The organism is Streptomyces sp. NPDC058464 (assembly GCF_042721035.1).
In the GTDB taxonomy this organism is placed as follows: domain Bacteria; phylum Actinomycetota; class Actinomycetes; order Streptomycetales; family Streptomycetaceae; genus Streptomyces.
This window is the reverse complement of sequence record NZ_JBHXMA010000005.1, coordinates 1-3,015: the sequence shown is the minus strand read 5'-3', so window position 1 is coordinate 3,015 and position 3,015 is coordinate 1. Positions and strand designations below refer to the sequence as shown.

At 68.2% G+C, this 3,015-nt stretch carries 3 protein-coding genes and 1 pseudogene; 2 read left to right on the top strand and 2 right to left on the bottom strand.

Translation table 11 applies throughout. The features are described from left to right. Positions 1 to 150 precede the first annotated feature (150 nt). Positions 151 to 597: a hypothetical protein gene (locus ACFWPQ_RS08805; RefSeq protein WP_384031396.1), complete on the bottom strand. Its 447-nt coding sequence runs from the start codon at positions 595 to 597 to the stop codon at positions 151 to 153. 59 nt (positions 598 to 656) lie between these two features. After that, on the bottom strand, positions 657 to 1,208 hold the full coding sequence (locus tag ACFWPQ_RS08800; protein ID WP_384031916.1) for a SigE family RNA polymerase sigma factor: 552 nt from the start codon (positions 1,206 to 1,208) through the stop codon (positions 657 to 659). Between the two features lie 681 nt (positions 1,209 to 1,889). Between ACFWPQ_RS08800 and ACFWPQ_RS08795 the strand changes: the two are divergent. Together ACFWPQ_RS08795 and ACFWPQ_RS08790 are read left to right on the top strand one after the other, a co-directional pair. Then, a pseudogene (locus ACFWPQ_RS08795) lies at positions 1,890 to 2,117 on the top strand (hypothetical protein); the annotation flags it as partial. 380 nt (positions 2,118 to 2,497) lie between these two features. Then, entirely contained in the window at positions 2,498 to 2,722 is a 225-nt protein-coding gene (locus tag ACFWPQ_RS08790) for a hypothetical protein (protein WP_384031394.1), read from the top strand. Positions 2,723 to 3,015 lie beyond the last annotated feature (293 nt).

Here is a 3,015-nt window from a genome sequence, read left to right as displayed (position 1 = left end):
TTTGATCTGGGCCCCGGGGGGGTTTGCGTACCGCCCCTCAGGGGGGGGGGGGGTGCGGGGTGGGGTTTTTGGGTGGGGGGCGCGCGGGCGCCCCCCCCCCCCCACCACCCCCTGTCCTGCCTCTGTCCGGTCAGGCCGGTTCCGCCAAGGTCAGCGGTAGCAGGTGGTCACGAGGACCGTGTCACCCGCGTGGACGACCGTCGGGGCATGCGGCGAAAGCGCGACCACCGCGTCCTCCTGCTTCTTGCAGTCGGACATCCGGACCCGGGTGAATTCGGGCGTGAGGCGGAAATGGACAAGCGCCACCCTGGCCCTCGCCGCGCTCGCGCCGGCCAGCTGCTCCCTGGCGATCGTGCCGTCGCTGGTGCGTACAAGCAAGGTGGTGCTGTCGGCGGTGGTGCTGTCGGCGGCGGTCTGCGCCGAGGTGTGCGAACCGCTGCCGACGACGCCGGCGGCCAGGGCGGTGCCTGCGCCGCAGGCCACGACCAGGGCGGTGGCGATGCCCGCGATGGCGGCGGCCCGCTTGCGGCGAGCCCCACGCTCGATGACGGCCGTGTCGAAGTGCGGCGTCTCGGCGGTGTTCACGAAGTCGTTCATAGCGTTCACCAGTTCCTGCTCGAAGAATGTGCAGCCAGAAGGCTGCGAATCGTGTGATCTCATCGGGTTCCTTCCGTGGGCTGCTGCGGTGAAGGGCTGGAGAGTGCGGGGAACTGGCCTCTGAGCTTGTCGATGCCGCGAGCGAGCTGGGACCGCACGGTGCTTGGTGAGATCTTCAGGTCGGCCGCGATCTCGTCATCCGACAGGTCATGGAAGTACCGCAGTACCACGACCGTCCGCATGCGAATCGGCAGACCCTGGAGGGCCCGGACCAGTTGGTCCCTCGTGTCCACCTGCCCGTACTGGTCCCCAGGGGCGGCACGGTCGCCGCCGTCCTGGTGCGGGACCGTGCGACGGAACCTCCGCCACCGGTCGTTGACCAGGTTCACCATGATCCGCCGCACGTAGGCCTCCGGAGCGTCCTTGGCGGCGATGGTGCGCCACTTGCGGCAGGCCCGCTCCAGGGTCTCCTGGACCAGGTCCTCCGCGGTTTCGCGGTTTCCCGTCAAGACGAGGGCCCCGCGGAACAGTACGGCCGACCGGGCGACGACAAAGTCGTGGAAGTCGTACTCCGACTCCGACTCCGCCGGTCCGGGCTCACCGATTCCCATACGGACATCGCGCTCGGTTGCCAGGTCCACATCCCCATCCCTTCCTGTCACCCCACCTCGACGGGAAAGCGGTCCCGCGTGCTGCACGCACATCGTGAGACCTGGGTCACAGTGCCGGGCCGCCAGAAGGAACGGGCCCGGCCCGGCGACCGGTGCGGACCAGGTTCGAGGCGGAAATGGACGCCGTCCGTGTCCCGCTTGCGGGCCCGCCCGCCCCGTCGCGGGGGGAGTGTCCGACCAGCTGGTCAGGGCGGGTTGACCTGGTTTCTCAGCGGACCGCCAGATGATCTCCCTGACACGATCACGCTCGTGACATGCGCGAGCAGCCCAACCGCCCATCACACCAGAGCCGTTGACCTGCACGAATCACGATGGAACTTCCTCGATGTGGACCCCTAGGTCACGAAGATGCCGGGCGTTGTCCGGGACCGGAAGATCGACTCGTCGAGCGACCCGGACAAGTTGGGCCAGCGACACCTATGGATTGATCGGCTTCGGACTCGCCCTTTCGTCGGCGGTCAGCAGACGCAGCGCGTCGCGATGGGCGAGATCCGGCGGAAGGTCGTCGCGGGACAGCCGTAAGCCGTAGGAGCGCAGTCGGGTCGCCGGCTCCCGGTTGCATCCTTGGAAGTGGTGTACGGGTTCGACCTGATCCGGGGGTTTGCTCCGGCGTCGGAGTGGGACACCATGGTCCGCGCCGGCCAGTCGTCCGAGAAGGCCGCGATGATCTACCAGCACTCCGACGACAAGCGGCAACGGGAGGTCGCCGCCGGGCTGGACGGCATGGTGCGCGCCGAGCGTGCGAAGCACCACACCGACGGCCGTCCGCACCACACTCAGGAGTCATCAGCGGACTCATGGTGCCCCAGTGGTGCAGCACCGGCTCTGACCTGGCCATACGCCATTTGAGCAGCTACGGATCCGGGACTGTGAGGGCCTCTGTTGACCGTGGCTGTCCGCTCTTATGGGCACGCTCTGGGCACGGCGTCGCCGGGTGCGCGGATCACGGGGGCGTACGGCCGTTTCGCCATGGTGGGTTCGTCGGAGTTCCCCCCACCGGGTGCCGTCGTCGCAACCGCATATGGCCGGCACGGTTCTCCGTGACGACCTGCCGCCGGTGCCAACGAGATGCACTGCGGGGTCAGGGGATCGGCTGTGTCGGGGCGGGCCAGGGCCCGAGTGATATGGAGTGGTCGAGCCCGGGCCTGGAGGTGCTGGCGGTGTGGCGTCCTCTTCAGCAGAGAGTCTTCCCCCCCTCGCCGGTTCGTTGGCCAGACGTAAAAGAGATCATGATGCTGGCCGCACTGTCGACCGCCGCCCTCGCCCTCGTCGCTCCGGCTCACGCCGAGAACGACAGCAGCTTCGGCCCCGGTGTGAACGCCGCGAACAACTGGAACTTCAGCGCCGCCGCGGTCTGCTTCCAGGAACTGGCCGTGGTCCCGGCGGGCGGCGCGTGGACCGGGAACACCTTCGACAACTGCACGAACGGAAACGTGCTCAACCACGCCGACTGATCGAGGGCCGTGTCAGCCCGTCCCAGCCGACACGGCCATCCGGAGCAGCAGCTGCACCACGGGGCACCTCAGGCCCAAGTCACTGGTTCGGGGCAGTTCTCTGGAACGGGAAGGCAGGCAGCAGGCTCTCCGCTTTGCGTACGGTTTCTCCCCACGGCTTCGAGACGCCCCGGCAAGCAGAACCCCAGGTCAGCGCTTGGTTGCGTCCAGGGAAGTGGTGTACGGGTTCGACCTGATCCGGGGGTTTGCTCCGGCGTTGGGATGAGGCCCGCATAGATGAACGGCCACCGGCT

Bases quoted from the DNA above. Each gene is read 5' to 3' on its own strand.
- ACFWPQ_RS08805 (WP_384031396.1), bottom strand. From the start codon at position 597: ATGAACGACTTCGTGAACACCGCCGAGACGCCGCACTTCGACACGGCC.
- ACFWPQ_RS08790 (WP_384031394.1), top strand. From the start codon at position 2,498: ATGATGCTGGCCGCACTGTCGACCGCCGCCCTCGCCCTCGTCGCTCCG.
- ACFWPQ_RS08800 (WP_384031916.1), bottom strand. From the start codon at position 1,208: ATGGGAATCGGTGAGCCCGGACCGGCGGAGTCGGAGTCGGAGTACGAC.